Below are 18,642 nucleotides of genomic sequence, written 5' to 3' on the forward strand. Positions count from 1 at the left end.
CTTTTCAGGCCCTTGTTGAGTAGGGTAGGGCGCAGCGACTTTGTGATCCAGCCGTGCAGTTCTGCTTCGTCCAGCACCCTGTTGAGTGCTGCGTTGTGGTTGTTGATGCCGCTTTGTGAAAAAGGCTTCCTGTTCTGCTCAGTTCGCCAAGCATCAAACGCTTGCAGCCCTGCCAGGTCGATCTTCACTATATCTATTGTGCCAAAATAGGGGATCAGCCAGCGGCGAAGCGCGGAAATGTAGTCCTTGTATGCTTGCTTCCCGCCACCAGCGTTCAACTCTTGCTGCATGCGCTTGATGGCGTGATCAGCGACATGCTTGAACTTGCGGGTTTGGGCGGGAAGCTTGTTTTTGATGCGGGCTTCGGTCTCATAGTAGAGCGCTAGCGCGCGTTCTTTCGCCTCCGCCAAATCATCTGTCTTCGTGCTCTTCACGACGCGCTTGCCGTTGTCCAGTGTCAGCCGCGCGTACCAGTTTTCACTTCCGCTCCGCTTATCCAGCCTAAGCTTCCTGTGCACATCTACTGTTTTGATGCCGTAGCTCATTGCTGCCAGTGCCGCTAAGTGTCTGTTCGATAACACTGTATGGCAAGTTGACGCAGAATCAGAGCAAAAACTATGCGCGGACTGTGCACGAGATGTGCACGAATGCGCTGGTGCTACATCGTGTAGATTTTTCTGAGATTTCCGGGAAAAACAACAAGATGTATGGAGGCGGGTACCGGAATCGAACCGGTCTACACGGATTTGCAATCCGCTGCGTAACCTCTCCGCCAACCCGCCGCGAAGGTGAGGGGGAGATAGCGGATGCGCGCCGCGGCTGCAAGGGGGTCCTCATGATCGCTCCGGTCTCAGGCTGGCTATAGCGGAGGCTTCGGTCTGGTCCTAAGCGGGGCAGGCACGATCCCCGATACTGCCGCGCGAAAACGCATTCGAAAGGACTGGCCATGGAAGGCTTTGCAGGCATGAACGACATCGGCGCCGTGGTCGAGGCCGACCGCGCCCATGTCTGGCACCATCTGTCGCAGCACAAACCCTATGAGACCACCGACCCCCGCGTCATCGTCGAAGGCAAGGGAATGCGGGTCTGGGATGCCAAGGGCAAGGAGTTCATCGACGCCGTCTCTGGCGGGGTCTGGACGGTAAACGTGGGCTATGGGCGGGAAAGCATCGCCAATGCCGTGCGCGACCAGCTGATCAAGTTGAACTATTTCGCGGGCTCCGCCGGGTCGATCCCCGGCGCGCTGTTCTCCAAGCGGCTGACCGAGAAGATGCCGGGCCTGACCCGGGTCTACTATTCCAACTCCGGCTCGGAAGCGAACGAGAAGGTCTACAAGATGGTGCGCCAGATCGCGCACCGGCACCACGGCGGCAAGAAGTGGAAGATCCTGTACCGTGACCGCGACTACCATGGCACCACGATCGCCGCCCTTGCCAGCGCCGGGCAGGACCAGCGCGCCATGCAATACGGTCCGTTCCCCGATGGCTTCGTCCGGGTGCCGCATTGCCTGGAATACCGCAAGCAATGGGACGTGGAGAACTATGGCGAACGCGCGGCCGATGCGATCGAGGAAGTGATCCTGCGCGAAGGCCCCGATACCGTGGGCTGCCTGATCCTGGAGCCGGTGACGGCGGGCGGCGGCGTGATCACCCCGCCGACCGGCTATTGGGAGCGGGTGCAGGAAATCTGCAAGAAATACAACATCCTGCTGGCGATTGACGAGGTCGTCTGCGGCGTCGGACGCACCGGCACCTGGTTCGGCTACCAGCATTACGGGATCAAGCCCGACTTCGTGACCATGGCCAAGGGCGTCGCCTCGGGTTATGCGGCGATCAGCTGCACCGTGACGACGGAAGCCGTCTTCGAGATGTTCAAGGACGACCCGAACGATCCGCTGAGCTACTTCCGCGACATCTCCACCTTCGGCGGCTGCACCTCCGGCCCCGCCGCCGCGCTGGAGAACATGCGGATCATCGAGGACGAGGGACTTCTGGCCAACACGCTGGCGATGGGCGACCGCTGCCTTCAGAACCTCCAGGCGCTGATGGAGAAGCACAAGGTCATCGGCGACGTGCGCGGCAAGGGGTTGTTCCTGGGGGCCGAACTGGTCTCGGACCGCGCGACCAAGGAGCCGATGGAAGAGAAGAAGGTCGCCGCCGTGGTCGCCGACTGCAACGCGCAAGGTGTGATCATCGGCATGACCAACCGCTCGATCCCGGGGCTGAACAACACGCTCTGCCTGTCTCCGGCGCTGATCGCGACGAAGGACGACATCGACGAGATCACCACGGCGATTGATGGCGCGTTGGGACGGGTGTTCGGGTAACATCCTGTAGGGTGGGCAATCTGCCCACCACCCCGTGCCGCAAAGGCGGACAGATTGGATCCTGAAGCTGACGCCCGGCTTTCCGGCGCTTCGCGCCGCCGGGCGGTGTCAATGGGTGAGTGACTTCGAGAACAGGTTCACCACCAGCACGCCCGCGATGATCAGTCCCAGGCCGATCAGCGCGGGCGTGTCCAGCGTCTGGCGATACCAGATCCAGGCGACCGAACTGATCAGCACGATCCCCATCCCCGACCAGATCGCATAGACCACCCCGGTCGGCATCACCCGCAGGGGGAAGGACAGAAGCCAGAAGGCGATCACATAGCCCGCGACGGTGATCACGCTGGGCCAGAGTTTCGTGAAACTCGCCGACCGCGACAGGGCGGTGGTGGCGACCACCTCGGCCAGGATGGCAAGGGCAAGTATGGCGTAGGTCCTGATCACGGGGTCTGCGGCTCCAGCCTGGTCGCCCGCCGGGGGCGGGCAGGTCAACCTAGCAGCCCCACCGCAGCTCCAGGCGGCCGTTCGCGGCAGGCTTTTGGCCGATTGCGTCATGGCCTCGCCCGCCTCCGCTTGACCAGAGACCCGGCGCGAGGCCGGGGTGAGGACTGGCTTGACTTCCACCCGCCGACGACCCCCTCATCTGGACTCATCGTGTGAGGTCCACATGGCCGCCATCCCCGTCGAAGCCTTTTACCTTGCCCCCGGCGCCGCCGGGTCGCTGCAACAGCAGATTCGCGCGATGGTCACGCAGGGCATCCTCTCTGGCCGCTTCCGGCCCGGCAGCCGGATTCCCTCGTCCCGTGGGCTGGCCGAGCATCTCGGCGTCAGCCGGATCACCGTGACGCTGGCCTATGCCGATCTCGTCTCCTCGGATTACCTCACCTCTGCCGGGCGGTCGGGCTATTTCGTCTCGGACACCGCACCGCTTGCCCCGGAATTTCCCCAGGCCGAACCCCGCGCGGAGGCCGTGGATTTCAAGGGCCTGACCGGCGGTCGCTTCAGCCTGACCCCCAAGGTCGACCGCCCCGAGGACTGGGATCGCTACCCGTTTCCCTTCATCTATGGTCAGGCCGATCCCACGCTCTTCGACCACCAGAACTGGCGGCAATGCGCGTTGCGGGCTTTGGGAAAGCGTGACTTCGCGGCGCTGACCAGCGATTACTACGAACGCGACGACCCCCTGCTGGTTCAGGAACTGCTGCGCACCATCCTGCCGCGCCGGGGCATCGCCGCGCGGGAGGATGAGGTGCTGCTGACCCTTGGGGCGCAGAACGCGCTCTGGGTCGCGGCGACGGCGCTTCTGGGGCCGGGGCGGCGGGCGGCGGTGGAAAATCCCGGCTACCCCGCCTGGCGCGCCATCGTCGCGGCGACGGGCGCGACGGCGGTGCCGGTCGACGTGGATGCCTTGGGCCTTCCGGTGCAAGGCCTTGAGGCGGATGTGGTTTTCACCACCCCCTCGCACCAGTGCCCGACCAACGCCACCATGCCGGTCGAGCGGCGCGTGGCGCTGCTGGAGGCGGCGGAGCGGCAGGGCTTCGTGATTGTCGAGGACGACTACGAATTCGAGATGTCCTTCCTGAAGCCCGTTGCACCCGCCCTGAAATCCCTGGACCGGGGGGGGCGGGTGATCTACGCCGGGTCGTTCTCGAAATCAGTCTTCCCCGGGCTGCGGCTTGGCTATCTGGTCGGCCCGCCCGGCTTCATCGCCGAGGCGCGGGCGCTGCGCGGCCTGATGCTGAAGCACCCGCCCGGCCATATCCAGCGGACGATGGCCTATTTCCTGGGCCTCGGCCATTACGACGCGCTGGTGAACCGGATGAAGAACGCCTATCGCCGCCGCCGCCAGGTGATGGCCGAGGCGCTGGCGACGGAAGGGCTGGAGATCGCGGGGCAGGGCGGCTTCGGCGGGTCGAGCTTCTGGATGCGCGCGCCGGAGGGTGTGGACACCGAGGCACTGGCGCTAGGGTTGCGGGAAGAGGGGGTGCTGATCGAGCCGGGCCGGGCGTTCTTCGCCGGAGATGGGCAGCGGAACTATTTCCGGCTGGCCTATTCCTCCATCGCTTTGCCCCGGATCGCCGAGGGCGTGGCGCGGATCGCCAGGGCCTTGGCGCGTCGGTGAAATCGTCGCGCCTTGCAGGGCTGCCGACGAGGAGGCGACGTCGAACGAGGAGGGGTCAGGTGGACTTAGCGGGACGGAAGAACTGGCCCTAAGGCGGGGTCGGGCAGGGCAGTAGGGTGCCGGTCAAAGGCCTTCGGGGCCGCCTGAGGCATATGGGAGAACCACGATGAAGATGACGACCGAGGAAGCCTTCGTTAAGGTCCTGCAACTGCATGGCATCGAACATGCCTTCGGCATCATCGGCTCGGCTTTCATGCCGATCTCCGACCTCTTCCCAAGGGCGGGCATCACCTTCTGGGACTGCGCCCACGAAGGCTCGGGCGGGATGATGGCCGACGGGTTCACCCGCGCCTCGGGCAAGATGAGCATGATGATCGCCCAGAACGGTCCGGGGATCACCAATTTCGTGACGGCGGTGAAGACCGCCTACTGGAACCACACGCCGCTTCTTCTGGTGACGCCGCAGGCCGCGAACAAGACCATCGGAATGGGCGGATTCCAGGAAGTCGAGCAGATGGCGCTCTTCAAGGACATGGTCTGCTACCAGGAGGAGGTGCGCGATCCCTCGCGCGTGGCCGAGGTGCTGAACCGCGTGATCCTGCAGGCCCGGCGCCAGTCGGCCCCGGCGCAGATCAACATGCCGCGGGACTATTTCACGCAAGTCATCGACGTGGCGATGCCCGCCGTGGTGGAATTCGAGCGCCCCTCGGGCGGCGAAGATGCCCTGGCGCAGGCGGCGCAGTTGCTGTCCAGCGCGAAATTCCCGGTGATCCTGAACGGCGCGGGCGTGGTGATCGGGGGCGCGATCCCTGCCTCGATGGCGCTGGCCGAACGCCTCAGCGCGCCGGTCTGCGTCGGCTACCAGCACAATGACGCCTTCCCCGGCTCGCATCCGCTGTTTGCCGGGCCGCTCGGCTACAACGGTTCGAAGGCGGGGATGGAACTGATACGAGAGGCCGATGTGGTGCTGGCGTTGGGGACGCGGCTCAACCCGTTCTCGACCCTGCCGGGCTATGGGCTGGACTACTGGCCGAAGGACGCGAAGATCATCCAGGTCGACATCAACCCCAACCGGATCGGCCTGACCAAGCCGGTGACGGTGGGGATCGTCGGCGACGCGAGGAAGGTGGCCGAGGGGATTCTGTCGCGGCTGTCGAAGACCGCAGGCGATGCCGGGCGCGCCGAGCGCAAGGCGCTGATCGCGCAGAAGAAATCGGCCTGGGCGCAGGCCCTCTCCGGCATGGACCACGAACAGGACGATCCCGGCACGACCTGGAACGAACGCGCCCGCAAAGCCAAGCCGGAGTGGATGAGCCCGAGAATGGCCTGGCGCGCGATCCAGTCGGCGCTCCCGAAAGAGGCGATCATCTCCTCCGACATCGGCAACAACTGCGCCATCGGCAACGCCTATCCGTCGTTCGAGGCGGGCCGTAAATACCTTGCACCCGGCCTCTTCGGCCCCTGCGGCTATGGGCTGCCCTCGATCATCGGGGCCAAGATCGGCTGCCCGGACACGCCGGTGGTGGGCTTCGCGGGCGACGGCGCCTTCGGCATCGCGGTGACGGAGCTGACCGCCATCGGCCGCAAGGAATGGCCTGCGATCACGATGGTCGTCTTCCGCAACTACCAGTGGGGGGCGGAGAAGCGGAACTCGACGCTCTGGTATGACGACAATTTCGTCGGAACCGAACTCGACACCGATGTGTCCTACGCCGGGATCGCCAGGGCCTGCGGCTTGCAGGGCGTGCAGGCGCGGACGATGGAGGAGCTGACGGCGGCCCTGCGCAGGGCGATCGACGACCAGATGGCGGGCAAGACCACGCTGATCGAGGCGCTGATCAACCAGGAACTGGGCGAACCCTTCCGCCGCGACGCGATGAAGAAGCCGGTCGAGGTGGCGGGGATTTCCAAGGCCGACATGCGGCCGCAGGTCGTCTGATGCCCTATGACCTTGGCCCCGGCGCGCTGGCCTGGCTGGCAGTGGCCTGCCTGGTGGCAGGCTTCGTCCGGGGCTATTCCGGGTTCGGATTCTCGGCGCTGTTGATCGCCGCTTCCAGTCTTGTCACCAATCCGCTGAATTTTGTTGCGGTTGTTGTCATTTTGGAAACGGTGATGTCCTTGCAGGCGGCCAAGGGTGCGGGGCCGCATGTGGACTGGAAGCGGGTTCTCTGGCTTCTCGGCGGCGCAGCCATTGGCCTGCCGCTGGGTCTGTGGATCCTGACCGGGGTCAGCGAGGATGCGGCGCGGGCGGTGATTTCGGCCTATGTGCTGATCATGTGTGTCGTCCTCCTGATCGGCTGGCGTCTGCCCGCCGAAGTGCGGGGCGGCCCGCCGAACGGTGTGGCCGGGGTAATCTCCGGCCTTGCCAATGCGCCGGGGATGGGTGGGCTGCCGCTTGCGGCCTTCTTCGCGGCGCAGCCAATGCCCGCAGCGGTGTTCCGCGCCACGCTGATCGCCTATTTCCCGCTGCTCGATCTGTATTCGGCGCCGCTGTACTGGCTGGCGGGGCTGGTCACATGGGACACGCTCTGGGCCGCACTGCTGGCGCTGCCGGTCACGCTTTTTGCTAACTGGCTGGGCGGGCGGCATTTCTTTGGCACCGATCCACAGGATTTCCGCCGCTTCGCCATCATCCTTCTGGCCGGGCTGGCGGCACTGGGTCTGGGCAAGGCGCTCATCTGATGTGGCTGATCGTGAACGCCGGTTCGTCTTCGTTGAAGCTGAAGGTCTTCGACGGTGAACGGGAGGTCGCGAAAGCCTTCGTCGCCGAGATCGGGCCGGACGGGCACCGCGCGGCGATGCGCGACGGGCTGGCGCAGGCGGGCGTCCCCTTGCACCGCCTGACCGCGGCCGCGCATCGGGTGGTGCATGGCGGAGCAAGCCTGACCGCCACCTGCCGGGTGACGCCCGAGGTCCTGCACCAGATCGAGGCCTGCGTCCCGCTGGCGCCGCTGCACAATCCGGGAAATCTCGTGGGTATCCAGTCGGTTGCAGAACTGGCGCCCGACCTTCCGCAATATGCGTCGTTCGATACGGCGTTTCACGCAACCAACCCCGAGGTCGCCACGACCTATGCACTGCCCCTCGCGGAGCGCGCCCTCGGTCTCCGCCGCTACGGCTTTCACGGCATCAGTTTCGCAGCGCTCGTGCGGATATTGCGCCAACGCGGCCCGCTTCCCGAACGGCTCTTGGCCTGTCATCTGGGCAATGGCTGCTCGCTGGCGGCGATTGTGAACGGGCGTTCGGTTGCGACCACGATGGGCTATTCGCCGCTGGACGGTCTCACGATGGGCACCCGGACCGGCGCCATCGACGGCAATGCGGTGCTGCGGCTGGCCGCGCTGCATGGGGTGGAGGCGGCGGGGCGCATCCTGAACCGGCAGAGCGGCTTGCTCGGCCTCGGCGGGGCCAGTGACATGCGTGCGTTGCATGCGGCGGGGACCCCGGAGGCGCGCTTCGCGCTGGACCATTTCGCCTATTGGGCTCTGCGCCATGCCGGGTCGATGGTGGCCGCGATGGGGGGACTTGATGCGGTGGTCTTCACTGGCGGCATCGGCGAGAACGACCCCTGGATGCGGAAGGAAATCCTGTCGGGCCTTGGCTATCTGGGAGTATCTCCCGACCTTTCCGCCAATGCCCGGAACGAAACCGTGCTGCACTCCCCGACATCCCGTGTCGTTATCCTTGTTGTGCCCGCCGACGAGGAACGCCAGATTGCGCTGGAGGCGCAGGGCCTGATGGCCGGGGAGGACGCGTGAACCAGCCGAGGGTGGAGACACAGCGGGAAGTCTCGGACGAGGTCCGGCAGACCACCTGCTATATGTGCGCCTGCCGCTGCGGGATCAACGTGCATCTGAAGTCGGGCAAGGTGGCCTATATCGAGGGCAACCGGGACCACCCGATCAACAAGGGCGTCCTTTGCGCCAAGGGGGCGTCTGGGATCATGCAGGTGACGGCGCCCAGCCGGTTGAAGGCACCGTTGCGGCGGGTCGGCCCGCGCGGCTCGGGCGCCTTCGAGGAGATTTCCTGGGAGGAGGCTTTGTCCACGGCGGTTTCCTGGATGAAGCCCCTGCGCGAGACGGCACCGGAGAGGCTTGCTTTCTTCACCGGGCGCGACCAGAGCCAGAGCCTCACCGGCTGGTGGGCGCAGAACTTCGGCACGCCGAACTATGCCGCGCATGGCGGGTTCTGTTCGGTCAACATGGCGGCGGGCGGCATCTACACCATTGGTGGGGCCTTCTGGGAATTCGGCCAGCCCGACTGGGAGCGGACGAAGCTCTTCGTCATGTTCGGCGTGGCCGAGGACCATGACTCGAACCCGATCAAGATCGGTATCGGCAAGCTGAAAGCGCGGGGCGCGCGGGTGATCAGCGTCAACCCGGTCAGGACCGGCTATTCGGCGGTGGCCGACGACTGGATCGGGATCACGCCGGGGACGGATGGTTTGCTGATCCTGTCGCTGATCCATTGCCTGCTGGAAGCCGGGAAGATCGACCTCGACTACCTCGCGCAATGGACGAACGCACCGCTTCTCCTCAACGAAGCCGAAGGGCCGGAGAAGGGTCTTTTCGTCCGCAACGCCGAAAGCCAGCCCTTCGTGATCGACCGCCGCACCGGCCACCCGGCGCCCTGGGACGGCAAGGGGGTGGAACCGGACCTCGGGGCGGAATGGCAGGGACACAGGACGGTGTTCCGCCACATGGTCGAGGAATATCTGAAGCCGGACTACGCGCCGGAAGCGGTGGCGGTGCGCTGCGGGGTGACGGCGGAGCGCATCCGGCAACTGGCGGCGGAACTGGCGCAGGTGGCCTTCGATCAAGCGATCTCGCTGCCGCGCCCCTGGGTGGATTTCCGGGGCAACGAGCATGCCGACATGCCAGGCCGCCCCGTCTCTTTCCACGCAATGCGGGGCATCTCGGCCCATTCCAACGGCTTCCAGACCGCCCGCGCTCTGCATCTGCTGCAGATCCTGCTCGGGTCACTGGAAACCCCCGGCGGCTACCGGCTGAAACCGCCCTACCCGAAGCCCATCGAGGCGCATCCGACCCCCCATTTCGTCACCACCCCCGGCAAGCCCCTGACCGGCCCGCATCTGGGCTACGTCCGCTCGCCCGATGACCTGTGCCTTCTGCCCGACGGCAGCCCAGCGCGGATCGACAAGGGGTTCAGCTGGGAAAACCCCTTCTCGGCCCATGGGTTGATGCACATGGTGATCCCGAACGCCCATGCCGGGGACCCCTACAAGATCGACACGCTCTTCCTTTACATGGCCAATATGTCGTGGAACTCCTCGATGAATTCCGCCCGCGTGATGGAGATGCTGACCGAGAGGGGCGCGGACGGGGAGTATCTGATCCCCCGGATCATCTATTCCGATGCCTATGCCAGCGAGATGGTGGCCTATGCCGACCTGATCCTGCCCGACACCACCTATCTCGAACGGCACGACTGCATCTCCCTCCTCGACCGCCCGATCTCCGAGCCCGACGCGGCGGGGGATGCGATCCGCTGGCCGGTGCTGGAGCCTGACCGCGAGGTGCGCTGCTTCCAGTCGGTGCTCCTCGACCTCGGCGCGCGCCTGGGCCTGCCGGGCATGGTGGCGGAGGATGGCAGCCCGAAATACCGGGACTACGCGGACTATATCGTCAACCACCAGCGCCGGCCGGGCGTCGGCCCGCTGATGGGCTTCCGGGGCAATGGCGAGGCGACGGGGCGGGGCGCGCCGAACCCCGACCAGATGCAGCGCTACATCGAGAACGGCGCCTTCTGCCAGGCGCATGTGCCGGAGGACGCCGCCTTCTACAAATCCTGGAACGCCGCCTATCAGGACTGGGCGGTGAAACTGGGCCTTTACGAAACGCCGCAGCCTTATCTTTTCAACATCTGGTCCGAACCGATGCGCCGCTTCCAACTGGCCGCCGAAGGCTTCGGCCCGCGCCAGCCGCCCGACCACCTGCGCGACCGGCTTCGCCAGGCGATGCACCCGCTGCCGGTCTGGTATGCCCCCTACGGCGACGAGGATGCCGCCTTTGGCTATCCGGTCCATGCGCTGACCCAGCGCCCGATGGACATGTATCACTCCTGGGGCAGCCAGAACGCCTGGCTCCGGCAGATCAAGGGGCGGAACTATCTTTATCTGCCGTCGAGTATCTGGGAGGCGCAAGGGTTCCAGCCCGGCGACTGGGCAAGGGTGTCCTCGCGGGCCGGGACCATAGTGGTGCCGGTGGCGCATATGGCCGCACTGAACGAGAACACCGTCTGGACCTGGAACGCCATCGGCAAGCGCAAGGGGGCCTGGGCGCTGGATGCGGATGCACCCGAGGCGACGACGGGGTTCCTCCTGAACCACCTGATCTCGGAGCTGCTGCCGGAGAAGGGCGTGCGGCTCTCGAACTCCGATCCTGTGACCGGGCAGGCCGCCTGGTTCGACCAGCGGGTGCGGGTGGAGCGAGTGGTGGCGGCCGATCATCCGAGGGGGACGGCAGAGCCCGGCTTCCCTGAACTCTCCGACCCGCCACGCGCCGGTGGGGGCCGCCAAAATTCTTCGAAGAATTTTGCCAAGAGTTTTCGAAAACTCTTGGGCATGGCGGAGGCGGAGCGATGACTGCCCTGCCACAAGCCACCGAAAAGCGCCTCGGGCTGGTGATCGACCTCGACACCTGCGTCGGCTGCCAGGCCTGCGTCACCGCCTGCAAGGGCTGGAACGATGGGGGCATCGGCCTTTCCGACCAGGACCCCTATGGCGCCTCCCCCTCCGGCACCTTCCTCAACCGGGTGCATTCCTACCAGGTTGCCGTCCCCGACGGCCCGGCGCAGGTGGTGACCTTCCCGCGCTCCTGCCTGCATTGCGACAACGCACCTTGCGTCACCGTCTGCCCGACCGGGGCCAGCTACAAGCGGGCCGAGGACGGGATCGTGCTGGTCAACGAGGATGCCTGCATCGGCTGCGGGCTTTGCGCCTGGGCCTGCCCCTATGGCGCGCGCGAGATGGACGCGGCGCAGGGGGTGATGAAGAAATGCACGCTCTGCGTCGACCGCATCTACAACGAGACGTTGCCGGAGGTGGACCGCGAACCCGCCTGCGTGCGGACCTGCCCGACCAACGCCCGGCACTTCGGGGACTTCGCCGACCCCGAGAGCCACGTTTCGAAACTCGTGGCCGAGCGCGGAGGCTATGACCTGATGCCGGGGATGGGGACGCAGCCCACCAACAAATACCTGCCGCCCCGCGCGAAGGGGCCGGGGGCGGCAAGCCCGTTGGCGCCGCTCCTCGACGTCAAGGCGACCGGCATCGCCGGGTGGCTCGACCGGATGCTGGGGAAGATCTGATGCATCCCGCAGCTTCGGTCATCCTGTTTTCCACGCTTTCGGGGCTGGGGTTCGGCTTCCTCGCCTTCCTTGGCTGGGGCGCTCTCGCACCCTCGGGCTGGGCGGCCTTCTTTCTCTGGGCGCTGGGTTACGGGCTGGCGGTGACAGGACTCCTGGCCTCGACCTTCCACCTCGGCAACCCGCGCAATGCGTTGAAAGCCTTCACCCAATGGCGCACCAGCTGGCTGTCGCGCGAAGCCTGGGCCTCTGTCGTGACACTGGTCCTTCTGGCCCCGGTGGCGCTGTCCGGCATCTTCGGGCTGGGCCTGCCGCGGCTTGTCGGGCAGGTGGGTGGCGCGCTGGCGCTGGGCACGGTCTTCACCACGGCGATGATCTATACCCAGATCAAGGCCGTCCCGCGCTGGCACCATTGGCTGACGCCGGTGATGTTCCTGAGTTTTGCCGTGGCGGGGGGGGCGACGCTTTCGGGCCGTCTCTGGGCGCCGCTCGCGCTGCTGTCGGTAGGGGCGGTGCTTCTGGCGGTGTGGCGGGTGGGCGACGGGGCCTTTGTCCGGGCGGGGCAGACACTGGGGACGGCGACGGGGCTGGACCGGCTGGGCCTGCCCTCGGTCCTCGACCCGGCGCATACGGCGGGGAACTACCTGAAGCGCGAGATGATCTTCGTGGTGGGGCGGAAACATGCAGCCAAGCTTCGGAAGCTTGCGCTGCTGCTGGCCTCCGCGCTTCCGGCGCTGATCCTGCTCCTGCCGCTGGGGGTCTGGGGTATTGCGCTGGCGGCCGCCCTGCATCTGGCGGGGGCACTGGCCGCGCGCTGGCTCTTCTTCGCGGAAGCCGAGCATGTCGTAGGGCTTTACTACGGCGCGCGGGGGTGATCCTTTGGCGCCATGAGCGCCTTCAAGACCTATGACATCCGCGGTCGCCTCGGGACGGAGCTGACCGAAACCATCGCCCATCGGATTGCCCGGGCCTTTGCCACCGTGACGGGCGCCGAAGCGGTGGTGCTGGCGCGGGATTGCCGCGAAAGCTCTCCCGCTTTGGCCGATGCCGTAGCGGCGGGGCTGGTCGCATCGGGGGTGCGGGTGCTGGATCTCGGCATGGCTGGGACCGAGGAAATGTATTTCGCCACCGCCCATCTGGGGGCAGGCGGAGGGATCTGCGTCACCGCCTCGCACAATCCCCGCGAATACAACGGGATGAAGCTGGTGGGCCGGGCCGCGGTGCCCTTGCCGGATGCGGATTTCGCCCGGATCAGGGCGCTGACCGAGGGCGGAGGCGAGTTCGACGCGGCTACGGGCGGCGCGCGCGAGGATCGGTCGTCGGTCCGCGCGGACTATGTTGCGCATGTGGCCGCGCTGGTGGGGCAGGGGATCGGGCCCCTGCGGCTGGTGGTGAACGCCGGAAACGGCGCCGCGGGGCCGACGCTGGATGCGCTGGCCGAGGGGCTCGCACGGCGCGGGGCGCGGCTCGATCTTGTGCGGATGCATCATGACCCCGACGGCAGCTTCCCGAACGGCATCCCGAACCCGCTTCTGCCCGAGAACCGCCCGGTGACGGCGGCGGCGGTCAGGGCGGCGGGGGCGGATTTCGGGGTGGCCTTCGACGGCGATTTCGACCGCTGCTTCCTCTTCGACGGCGAGGGCGGCTTCGTCGACGGCGAGCATGTGGTGGCGCTTCTGGCTGCGGCCCATCTGGCGCAGGAGAAGGGCGCGACGATCATCCATGATCCGCGGGTGATCTGGGCGGTGCAGGACGCCGTCCAGCGCGGCCGGGGCCGGTCGGTGCTGGCGCCGACGGGGCATGTGTTCCTCAAGGCCGCGATGCGCCGCGAGGGCGCGGTCTATGGCGGCGAGATGAGCGCACACCACTATTTCCGCGGTTTCATGGCCTGCGATTCCGGCATGATCCCCTGGCTGATGGTGGCCCGTCTCGCGTCGCAGTCGGGGCAGAGCCTGACTGATATGGTCGGGGCGATGCGTCGGGATTTTCCGTCCTCGGGCGAGATCAACTTCCGGGTGACGGATCTGCCTGCGGTGGTGAAGCGGGTGGAAGCCGCGCTGGCGCCCCTCGCGCGGTTCAGCGACCGGACCGATGGCCTCAGCCTTGATTTCGGCGACTGGCGGCTGAACCTGCGCGCCTCGAACACCGAGCCGCTTTTGCGACTGAACGTCGAGGCGCGGGGCGACGCCGACCTGGTGGCGAGTGGCGTGGCCCAGGTGACCGGGTTGATCGAGGGCTGACGCCGGTCAGGCCGGGACGGCGACCGCAGGCTTGCGCAGGATCGGCCAGCCGCGCCGGAAGACCGGGATCGCCGGCATGTCGTCGGCGAGCCGCTGGAGGCGGGTTTCGCGCTGCTGCAAGCGAGCGATCTCGGCCCGGAGGTCGGCAAGTTCGTCGGCTAGGGAAAGGCGGGAAGCGTCCATCTGGTCCTCCTTTGTTCTATGCGGTCAGCATCGACCCGATTTCTGAAGACTTGATGAAGAGTCAGACCGAAGTCAGATTGTTTCCGGCGCGGCGGCTTGTCTGACGCGGCGACCAGGAGCAATCTTGCCGCAAGAAACTGGACGTTTGCACATGTGGGATTTCAGCATTGCCAAGGCCTTGGGCCTTTTGATCCGGACTGCTCCGTTCCTGATCTTCCGGGCGCTCGTGTATTTCGGGATCGCCGTCGCGATGGTCGTTGTCACCGGGGCGGGGGCCGGAACCGGCTATGGCATCGGGCTGTTCGGGGATGAGGAGTTTCGGGCGACGAGCACGATGTGGGGCGGGATCGCCGGGTTTGGGCTGACGGCCGGGGTAATCTTCTTCCTGCGCGACTATCTTCTATACATGGTCAAGGCCGGGCAGATTGCCGTGATGGTGGAATATCTGGACGGCAGGCCGCTGCCCTATGGCCACGGCCAGATCGCCTATGCCCGCACCGTGGTGACAGAACGCTTCGGCCAGGCCTCGGCGCTTTTCGCGCTGGATCGGCTGGTGCGCGGGGTGATTTCGCTGATCACCGGGCTGGTCGAAGGGGTGATGCTGATCCTGCCGATCCCCGGGCTCAACCAGATCATCGGGGCGGTGCGGGCCTATCTGAAGATCGCGGTCGGGCTGGTTGACGAGGTGATCCTGGCCCATGCGATCCGTACCCGGTCCGAGAACGCCTGGGAGGCGGCGCATGACGGGCTGGTGCTCTATGCGCAGAACGGGCGGGCCATGCTGGTGAATGCTGCCTGGCTCACGCTGATCGCCTGGGCGCTGGCGGCGGTGGTCTTCCTGCTGATGCTGGCCCCCGCGGCGGGCCTGGTCTGGCTTCTGCCGGGCGAGGCTTCCGGCGGGACCTTCATCTTCGCGCTGATTTTCGCCTGGGCGGTGAAGGCCGCCGTGATCGAGCCCTTCGCGCTGGCCTGCATGTTGCAGGTCTTCTTCAACGTGACCGAGGGGCAGGAACCGCAGCCGGAATGGCGTGGGCGGCTGACCCAGGTCTCGGACAAGTTCCGCCAGTTGGGCGAACGCGCGGTGGGCTGGAAACCCGACGCGCCGGATGCGGGTTGAACCGGCGGAACGGGCGCAGCCAAAGGTATGAAAATAAACCGAAGGCCGGTTGCGGGACCCAGGGTTCTGTGGCAAGACTCCGGCTGATGCCAATCAGACCGATGAGTTCAGAATGAGCGAATTCGCCACCCGCCGCGTGATGATGGTGGATACTCAGGTCCGCCCCTCGGATGTGACCAAGTTTCCGATCATCGACGCCATGCTCACCGTCCCGCGCGAGACTTTCGTGCCCGACGACAAGCGCGAGGCGGCCTATGTCGGCGAGAACCTGGCGCTGGCGCCGGGCCGCGTGGTGCTGGAGGCTCGGACGCTGGCCAAGCTTCTGGACGCGCTGGACGTGCAGCCGGGCGAGCTGGTGCTGGATGTGGGCTGTGGCCTTGGATATTCCGCCGCCGTCATCGCGCGGCTCGCTGAGACGGTGGTCGCGGTCGAGGAGGACGAGAGGCTGGCGGCAGACGCGCAGCGCATCCTGTCGGAAGAGGGTGTGGACAACGCCGTCGTCGTGACGGGCAGCCTGGCCGAGGGGTCGGCCAAATGCGCGCCCTATGACGTGATCACGCTGGAAGGCGGGGTCGAGGTGATGCCCGAGCCTTTGCTGACGCAGCTGAAGGACGGCGGACGGATCGGCGCGATCTTCATGGATGGCGCGGTCGGCACCGCGAAGATCGGCTACAAGATCGACGGCAGGATGACCTGGCGCCCGGTGTTCAACGCGACCGCGCCTGTGTTGCCCGGCTTCCGCAAGGCGCAGGGCTTCACGCTGTAGGACCTGTTCCGGGGGCTCGCGCTTGGGCACGACCGTGCGACGCGCGCGCCCCGGACCACAAGAAATGCCCGCGACAGGTGACGGCGGGCCCTGATGAGGCGGTGCAAGATGCGAGTTTGGCTGAAATCGGCGGTGGTTGCGGTGTTCGCGCTCGCGGTTGCGCCGGGCGTAAGGGCGGAAACCCTCGCCGATGCGCTGGTTGCGGCCTACAAGAACTCGAACCTTCTGGATCAGAACCGGGCGGTGCTGCGGGCAGCGGACGAGGATGTGGCGATTGCCGTTTCGGCCCTGCGTCCGGTGATCGCCTATACCGCGCAGGCCGGCTGGTCGCGGGCCGAGGTGAACAGCGGTCTGGCCACCACGGTGGTCGAGGGGTTGTCGGCCTCGCTCAGCCTGTCGGCTGAACTGGTGCTGATTGATTTCGGTCGCCGAAAGCTGGGAATCGAGATCGCCAAGGAAAGCGTGCTGGCCACCCGGCAAGCGCTGATCCAGGTGGAACAGAACGTGCTTCTCGCCACGGTGCAGGCCTATGTCGATGTGCGGCTGGCACTGGACGTGGTGGCGCTTCGGGAAAGCAACCTGCGGCTGATCACTCAGGAACTGCGCGCGGCGCAGGATCGCTTCGACGTGGGCGAGATCACCCGCACCGACGTGTCCATCGCCGAGGCGCGGCTCGCTGCCTCGCGGGCGGCGCTGGCGGCGGCCCAGGGCCAGCTGATGATCGCGCGCGAGGCCTACAAGGCCGCGACGGGCGCCTATCCGGGCAAGCTCGCCCCTCCGCCGAGGGCCCCGGCCCTGCCGCGGACGATGGAAGAGGCGCAAGGCGTGGCGCGGGGAACCCATCCCCTCATCCGCCAGGCGCAGCACCAGGTGACGGTGGCGGACCTGCAAGTCGAGCTGGCGAAGGCCAACCGGGCGCCGACCGTCGGTGCCGGGGTCACGCTGCGCACTGATGACGAGGGTCTGGAGTCGCAAAGCCTGGGCCTGACGATGAATCAGACGCTCTATGCCGGTGGTCGGCTCTCGGCGCTGCAACGCAAGGCGCTGGCGGGAAAGGATGCCGCACGGGCGGCGCTGGCGCAGACGGCGGTGGGCGTGATCCAGAACGTCGGCATCGCCTGGGCGAACCTGGCGGTGGCATCGGCCTCGATCGAGGCCTCCGACCTGCAAATCCGCGCGGCGCAGGCGGCTTTTGACGGTGTGCGCGAAGAGGCGGCGGCGGGCACTCGCACGACGCTGGACGTTCTGGACGCCGAGCAGGAATTGCTGGACGCCCGCAATGCGCGACTGGAGGCCGAGGCGCAACGCTATGTCGCGGTCTATCAGGTGCTGGCGACCATGGGCCTGCTGACCGTCGAGCATCTGCAACTGGGCATCCCGACCTATGACCCGGAAGCCTATTACGGGGCGGTCGAAAAGGCGCCGAGCCACAGCGCGCAGGGCAAGAAGCTGGACCGGATTCTGGAGAAGATCGGCAACTGATCTGATCCATGCATTCGCATTCCGTGATTTCTGTTGCTATGCATTGGCTTGGCGCAGTAAGTTGAAGCCTTGAAGATGCGCAGGCGAGCGGAATTCCCTCATGGTGGGCCCCTTGAGTTCTGACGAGATCGAGGACGTGGTTTCCTCGGTTCGGCGGCTCGTCTCGAATGAGCAGAGTTCGCGCCGGACTACCCGCGACCTGGCGGCGGACCGTCTGCTGCTGACACCGTCCCTGCGCGTGGTCTCCGAGATCGCCACGCTTTCCACGCTGATCCTGGATGCGCCGGTGCCAGAGGAGGTGTTCCCCCCGGAACCGGTCGTGGAACCGGCCCCCGAAGCGGCTGCGGCGCCTTCGCCTTTGGCCGAGGAGATCGCCCCCGCCGCCACGGAGGAGCCTGCGGTCGAGCTGATCGTGGCCGATTGGGAAGACGAGATCTGGGCCGCGCCGGAAGCGGTATCGCTCGGCGAAGCCGCCCTTGGCGCGGAGGAGGCGGAGGTGCTGTTGCCACCGTCCGAGGATCACCCGGTCGCGCCTCCGGCGGAGCAGGCACCGGAGGCTGCGGCCGAAGCCGATCGGGAAGCCGAGGCTGAAAGCTGGGCGCAGGTCGACGGGGAATGGGTCGAGGACGAGCCGGTCCCCTTCATCCCGCTGCGGCGCCGGGCCGAGCATCTGGCGGCGCGCCTCGCCGCCGGGGTGGCGCTCGACCCGGAGGAGGCAGAGGACGCCGACCTCGACGAGCCCCCGGTCCAGCCGCTGCGTGAGGTGGCTGCGGAGCTGCTGGAAGACGATCCGCTGGCCGCCGATCTTGACGGCGACGCGCCGGTGGCGCGGGGGATCGACGATGGCGAAGCGTCCGGCCCGGCGCAGCGGATGCCGACCGAAATCCTCGATGCCGACGGCACGCCGCTGGCGGTGCTGGACGAGGCGGCGCTGCAAGAGATCGTCCGCCAGATGATCCGGGAAGAGCTGCAGGGGGCGCTTGGCGAACGGATCACCCGCAACGTGCGCAAGCTGGTCCGGGCCGAGATCAACCGGGCGCTGGTCGCGCGCGACCTCGACTGATCCTGTCCTCATGCAAA

At 66.6% G+C, this 18,642-nt stretch carries 15 protein-coding genes, 1 tRNA gene and 1 pseudogene; 13 read left to right on the plus strand and 4 right to left on the minus strand.

From position 1 onward, the window contains the following. Together JNJ68_RS14115 and JNJ68_RS14120 are read right to left on the minus strand one after the other, a co-directional pair. A pseudogene (locus tag JNJ68_RS14115) lies at positions 1 to 545 on the minus strand (phage integrase SAM-like domain-containing protein); the annotation flags it as partial. Between the two features lie 163 nt (positions 546 to 708). Next, positions 709 to 782, minus strand: a tRNA-Cys gene (locus JNJ68_RS14120). 164 nt (positions 783 to 946) lie between these two features. Here JNJ68_RS14120 and tpa point away from each other — a divergent pair. Beyond that, the gene (tpa, locus tag JNJ68_RS14125) at positions 947 to 2,326 is read left to right on the plus strand and encodes a hypotaurine--pyruvate aminotransferase Tpa (RefSeq protein ID WP_294983021.1); all 1,380 of its coding nucleotides are present in this window, start codon (positions 947 to 949) and stop codon (positions 2,324 to 2,326) included. Positions 2,327 to 2,434: 108 nt separating this feature from the next. Here tpa and JNJ68_RS14130 read toward each other — a convergent pair whose 3' ends face one another. Further along, the gene (locus JNJ68_RS14130) at positions 2,435 to 2,770 is read right to left on the minus strand and encodes an SMR family transporter (protein WP_294983022.1); all 336 of its coding nucleotides are present in this window, start codon (positions 2,768 to 2,770) and stop codon (positions 2,435 to 2,437) included. A gap of 223 nt (positions 2,771 to 2,993) precedes the next feature. On the opposite strand from JNJ68_RS14130, the gene JNJ68_RS14135 reads away from it, so the two are divergent. From JNJ68_RS14135 to JNJ68_RS14170, 8 genes are all read left to right on the plus strand, one after another. Further along, entirely contained in the window at positions 2,994 to 4,448 is a 1,455-nt protein-coding gene (locus JNJ68_RS14135; protein ID WP_294983023.1) for a PLP-dependent aminotransferase family protein, read from the plus strand. Between the two features lie 166 nt (positions 4,449 to 4,614). Further along, a complete protein-coding gene (gene xsc / locus JNJ68_RS14140; protein ID WP_294983024.1) occupies positions 4,615 to 6,387 on the plus strand; it encodes a sulfoacetaldehyde acetyltransferase in 1,773 nt (590 codons plus the stop codon). Beyond that, positions 6,387 to 7,130 (plus strand): sulfite exporter TauE/SafE family protein, encoded by a 744-nt coding sequence (locus tag JNJ68_RS14145; RefSeq protein ID WP_294983025.1) that lies wholly within the window; start codon positions 6,387 to 6,389, stop codon positions 7,128 to 7,130. The genes xsc and JNJ68_RS14145 overlap by 1 nt, the downstream gene beginning before the upstream one ends. After that, positions 7,130 to 8,206, plus strand: a complete 1,077-nt coding sequence (locus tag JNJ68_RS14150; RefSeq protein WP_294983027.1) for an acetate kinase — start codon at positions 7,130 to 7,132, stop codon at positions 8,204 to 8,206. The genes JNJ68_RS14145 and JNJ68_RS14150 overlap by 1 nt, the downstream gene beginning before the upstream one ends. Further along, entirely contained in the window at positions 8,203 to 11,052 is a 2,850-nt protein-coding gene (locus JNJ68_RS14155) for a molybdopterin-dependent oxidoreductase (protein ID WP_294983028.1), read from the plus strand. The genes JNJ68_RS14150 and JNJ68_RS14155 overlap by 4 nt, the downstream gene beginning before the upstream one ends. Continuing rightward, on the plus strand, positions 11,049 to 11,777 hold the full coding sequence (locus tag JNJ68_RS14160; protein WP_294983030.1) for a 4Fe-4S dicluster domain-containing protein: 729 nt from the start codon (positions 11,049 to 11,051) through the stop codon (positions 11,775 to 11,777). The genes JNJ68_RS14155 and JNJ68_RS14160 overlap by 4 nt, the downstream gene beginning before the upstream one ends. After that, positions 11,777 to 12,649 (plus strand): DmsC/YnfH family molybdoenzyme membrane anchor subunit, encoded by an 873-nt coding sequence (locus JNJ68_RS14165; protein WP_294983031.1) that lies wholly within the window; start codon positions 11,777 to 11,779, stop codon positions 12,647 to 12,649. The genes JNJ68_RS14160 and JNJ68_RS14165 overlap by 1 nt, the downstream gene beginning before the upstream one ends. Positions 12,650 to 12,661: 12 nt before the next feature. Then, the gene (locus JNJ68_RS14170) at positions 12,662 to 14,014 is read left to right on the plus strand and encodes a phosphomannomutase (protein ID WP_294983033.1); all 1,353 of its coding nucleotides are present in this window, start codon (positions 12,662 to 12,664) and stop codon (positions 14,012 to 14,014) included. 6 nt (positions 14,015 to 14,020) lie between these two features. Here the strand turns inward: JNJ68_RS14170 and JNJ68_RS14175 are convergent, their stop codons facing one another. Further along, positions 14,021 to 14,197: a hypothetical protein gene (locus JNJ68_RS14175; RefSeq protein WP_294983034.1), complete on the minus strand. Its 177-nt coding sequence runs from the start codon at positions 14,195 to 14,197 to the stop codon at positions 14,021 to 14,023. A gap of 151 nt (positions 14,198 to 14,348) precedes the next feature. Between JNJ68_RS14175 and JNJ68_RS14180 the strand changes: the two genes are divergently transcribed. The 4 genes from JNJ68_RS14180 to JNJ68_RS14195 all read left to right on the plus strand — a co-directional run bounded on the left by JNJ68_RS14180 (position 14,349) and on the right by JNJ68_RS14195 (position 18,625). Further along, positions 14,349 to 15,314, plus strand: a complete 966-nt coding sequence (locus JNJ68_RS14180; RefSeq protein WP_294983036.1) for a hypothetical protein — start codon at positions 14,349 to 14,351, stop codon at positions 15,312 to 15,314. A gap of 112 nt (positions 15,315 to 15,426) precedes the next feature. Further along, positions 15,427 to 16,080 carry a protein-L-isoaspartate O-methyltransferase gene (locus JNJ68_RS14185; RefSeq protein WP_294983038.1) on the plus strand — a complete coding sequence of 218 codons (654 nt, stop codon included), beginning with the start codon at positions 15,427 to 15,429 and terminating at the stop codon, positions 16,078 to 16,080. 93 nt (positions 16,081 to 16,173) lie between these two features. After that, the gene (locus JNJ68_RS14190) at positions 16,174 to 17,562 is read left to right on the plus strand and encodes a TolC family outer membrane protein (protein WP_294983040.1); all 1,389 of its coding nucleotides are present in this window, start codon (positions 16,174 to 16,176) and stop codon (positions 17,560 to 17,562) included. A 112-nt stretch (positions 17,563 to 17,674) separates the two neighbouring features. After that, positions 17,675 to 18,625: a hypothetical protein gene (locus JNJ68_RS14195; protein ID WP_294983041.1), complete on the plus strand. Its 951-nt coding sequence runs from the start codon at positions 17,675 to 17,677 to the stop codon at positions 18,623 to 18,625. Positions 18,626 to 18,642 lie beyond the last annotated feature (17 nt).

It is taken from the genome of Tabrizicola sp. (assembly GCF_016793705.1).
In the GTDB taxonomy this organism is placed as follows: Bacteria; Pseudomonadota; Alphaproteobacteria; order Rhodobacterales; family Rhodobacteraceae; genus Tabrizicola.